Genomic DNA, 3,864 nt, shown 5'->3' with positions numbered 1-3,864 from the left:
ACCGCTCACCGCCAGTGCCGCAAAAAAGAACATCACCCTCAAAGCCGACAAAGACGGCATCGTGCGTGGCGTGATCGATAAAAAACGCGAGGAACGAAAGCAAAACGACGGCACTGAGACCTACACGATCACCGCCAAGCTTCCCAAAGGCACCACTGGCATCCGCCTGGATGCCTTGAAGGAAAAATCGCCCGGCATCGGCCTCGCCTCAAACGGCAACTTCGCCCTCAGCGAGGTCGCTTTGACCATCGGAAACAAAAACAAGCAGGAGAAGCTCCCCATCGCCCACGCCAGCGCCACCTTTGAGCAGAAGAACTTTCCCGCAAAGAACACCATCGACGGCGTCGCTGATCAAAAACTCAACGGCTGGGCCGTGCTCGGTGCCACCGGCGCGGATCAGTCGCTCTACCTCGAACTCGCCCAGCCACATGCCGATGCGCAGGCTGTCGTCACCCTCACGCTAAGCTTTGCGCATGATGGCAACCACGAGATCGCCAACCTGCGACTCAATACCACCACCGCCGCCGCGCCCATCCGCGCCTCTGCCATCGCGCTGCCTGCCAAAGAGATCGCCGACATCCTCAAAGCGCCCTCCGACAAACGCACCGCACCGCAAAAACAAAAACTAGCCGAAGCCTACAAGCAGATCGCGCCTGAACTCGCCGTGCTCCGCACCCAGCTCTCCACCACCGAAAAAGAAAAGGCCGACTTCGAGGCCGCCGCGCCGAAGTGCATCGTATCCGTCAGCGACACCAACAAGCGCACCGTGCGCATCCTTCCGCGTGGCGATTGGATGAACGACAGCGGCGAAGTCGTGAAGGCCGCGCTGCCCAGCTACCTGCCCAAACCCAAAATCGAAGGCCGTGATCTCACCCGCCTCGATCTCGCCCAGTGGCTCGTTTCCAAAGAAAATCCGCTCACTGCCCGCAACGTGATGAATCGCCTGTGGAAGCAATTCTTCGGTACCGGCCTCAGCAAGGTGCTCGACGACCTCGGCGCTCAAGGCGAGCCGCCCGTGAATCCCGCGCTGCTCGACTGGCTCGCCTGCGAGTTCATGGACAGCGGCTGGGACATGCAGCACATGATCCGCCTCATCGTCACCAGTCACACCTACCAGCAGGTCAGCACCTCCACGAAGGAACTTACCGCCGCCGATCCCTACAACCGCGAATGCGCCCGCCAGAGCGCCTTCCGCCTCGATGCTGAACTCGTGCGCGACAACGCCCTCGCCATCTCCGGCCTGCTCGTGCCGAAAATCGGCGGCCCCAGCGTCAAACCTTACCAACCCGCCAAATACTGGGAGAACCTCAACTTCCCCACCCGTGAATGGCAGAACGACAGCGGCGAGAGCCTGTATCGTCGCGGCATGTACACCTGGTGGCAGCGCAGCTTCACCCATCCCGCCATGCTCGCCTTCGACGCCCCCAGCCGCGAAGAATGTACCGCCGAACGCAACCGCTCCAACATCCCGCAGCAAGCCCTCGTCCTCCTCAATGATCCCGCCTACGTCGAAGCCGCCCGCGCCTTCGCCGCCCGCATTCTCCAAAGTGATGGCGACATCGCCAAACGCATAACCTGGGCCTTCCAGCAGGCTTTGCAGCGCCAACCAAATGCCGACGAGATGAAGACGCTTTCGTCTCTCTTCTCCAAGCACCTCGCCGATTATCAAAAAGACGCCGCCGCTGCCGAAGCCCTGCTCCAAACTGGTGCTGCGCCTGTCGCAGCTACTTTGAAAAAGCCCGAGCTCGCCGCGTGGACTCACGTAGCCCGTGTGCTGCTCAATCTGCACGAAACGGTCACACGGAGCTGATCCATGAATTCAATCAGCGCCCACACCCGCCGCGCCTTCCTCGGCCGCACCTCGCAAGGTCTCGGCGGCGTCGCTTTGGCCTCGCTGATGAGTCCGGGGCTGCTCGGGGCGGCCTCACGTGGTGTGCTGGGCAAGCTGCCGCTGCCGCAAAAAGCAAAACGCGTCATCTGGCTCAACATGGCGGGCGGGCCGTCGCAGTTGGAGCTGTTTGATTACAAGCCGAAGCTCGCGGCGATGGACGGCAGGCCGATGCCGGAGTCGTTCACGAAGGGGCAGCAGCTCGCGCAGCTGCAGGGACAGAAATTGGTGTGCAAAGGGCCGATGTTTGGTTTCGCGAAACACGGCCAGTGCCAGATGGAGCTCTCCGAACTGTTGCCGCACCTCGGCAGTGTGGCGGATGACATTTGCCTCGTGCGCTCGATGACCACGGACGCGATCAACCACGACCCCGCGCACATGTTCATGAACTCCGGCGCTCAAATCGCGGGCCGTCCGAGCATGGGCGCATGGATCACTTACGGTCTCGGCAGCGAGGCGGAGGACCTGCCCGGATTCGTCGTCATGGTTTCCACGGGAAAGGGCCGCACGCCGCAACCCATCGCCGCACGGCAGTGGAGCAGCGGCTTTTTGCCGTCGAAGTATCAAGGCGTGCAGCTTCGCTCGCAGGGAGATCCCGTTTTGTATCTCACCAGCCCGAACGGCGTCACACGCGAGCGACAAGGCGCGGACGTGGCGGCGATCAATGCGCTGAACAAACAGCACGCCGCCATCTGCGACGATCCCGAGATCGCCACGCGCATCGCGCAGTATGAAATGGCCTTTCAGATGCAGGCCAGCGTGCCGGAGCTGATGGACATCCGTCCCGAAGGCCCCAAAACGCTCGAACTCTACGGCTGTACGCCCGGCGACGGCTCCTTCGCCTCTTCGACGACACACTCATCGTTTTCAGCGGCGAATTCGGCCGCACACCGATGGCGCAGGGCAACAAAGGCCCGATCGGCCGCGATCATCACAACAAAGCCATGTCCATGTGGCTCGCCGGTGCCGGCATCCAGCGCGGCCTCACCTACGGAGCCACCGACGACCTCGGCTACGCCGCCCAGGAAAACATCACCACCGTCCACGACCTCCACGCCACCATGCTGCACCAGCTCGGCATCCAACACGACGCCTTCAGCTTCAAGTTTCAGGGACTTGATGCGCGGCTCTCCGGCGTCGAAGGAGCCAAAGTCATCAAAAAGATCCTCTCATGAAAAACACCCTCCTCTTCCTCGCCCTCACTCTTCCCACCTTCGCCTTCGACATCACCGTCGCAGAGAAAGACCACGTCGCCGTCGCGAATGGCGGCAAGGTCGTCGCGAAGCTCATGATGGCGAATGATCTCAGCACACCTGAGAAGCATCACGAGACTTACAAGCCCTACATGCACGTTTTCAGTGCCGATGGCTCCACGCGGCTCACGAAAGGCGCGGGCTTCAACTTCACGCACCATCGCGGCATCTTCCTGGGCTTCAGCAAGATTGGCTACAACGGCAAATCGTATGACCGCTGGCACATGAAAAAGGGCGATCAGGTCGTGACGAAGGTCACACCCGGTGAAAACACCTTCACCGCCCACATCGACTGGCAGGGCGATACCGCCGCGCCCTTCCTCACCGAAGAGCGCCGCTTCAGCTTCACCACACCCGCAAAGCCCTTCTACCTCGGCATCGAGATGAACAGTGCCATCAAGACCGTCAGCGGCGAGGCCGACATGAATGGCGATCCCGAGCACGCGGGCGCTCAATTCCGCCCGAGCGAACTCGTGGACACGAAAACGACGACCTACCTCTTCCCCGGCGAAAACATCGACGCCCACAAAGTTCGCGACCTGCCCTGGGCGGCGGAAATCTTCACCACCGAAGGCAAAACCTTCACCGTCGTGATCCTCAATCATCCCGACAATCCAAAGGACACCGCCACCTCCGCCTACCGCGACTACGGTCGCTTCGGTATGTTCCCGAAAGGCAAGGCGACTACCGAGGCCCCCTTCAAACTCCGCTACCAATGGCTGA

General features: G+C 61.4%; 2 protein-coding genes and 1 pseudogene. All 3 read left to right on the top strand.

Annotated elements, in window-relative coordinates; genetic code table 11:
- The coding region (locus AC6FTP_RS25980) for a DUF1553 domain-containing protein (RefSeq protein ID WP_497209804.1) at window positions 1–1,810 on the top strand (1,810 nt) is incomplete at its 5' end.
- 3 nt (window positions 1,811–1,813) lie between these two features.
- Window positions 1,814–3,063 (top strand): annotated as a pseudogene (locus tag AC6FTP_RS25975) (DUF1501 domain-containing protein).
- A partial coding sequence (locus AC6FTP_RS25970; RefSeq protein WP_497209803.1) for a DUF6807 family protein occupies window positions 3,060–3,864 on the top strand: 805 nt, incomplete at its 3' end. The pseudogene AC6FTP_RS25975 and the gene AC6FTP_RS25970, both read left to right, overlap by 4 nt.

The sequence above is a fragment of the Prosthecobacter sp. genome (assembly GCF_044378005.1).
GTDB lineage: Bacteria > Verrucomicrobiota > Verrucomicrobiia > Verrucomicrobiales > Verrucomicrobiaceae > Prosthecobacter.
The sequence above is the reverse complement of the archived record's forward strand: the minus strand, read 5'-3'. Positions and strand labels throughout refer to the sequence as shown.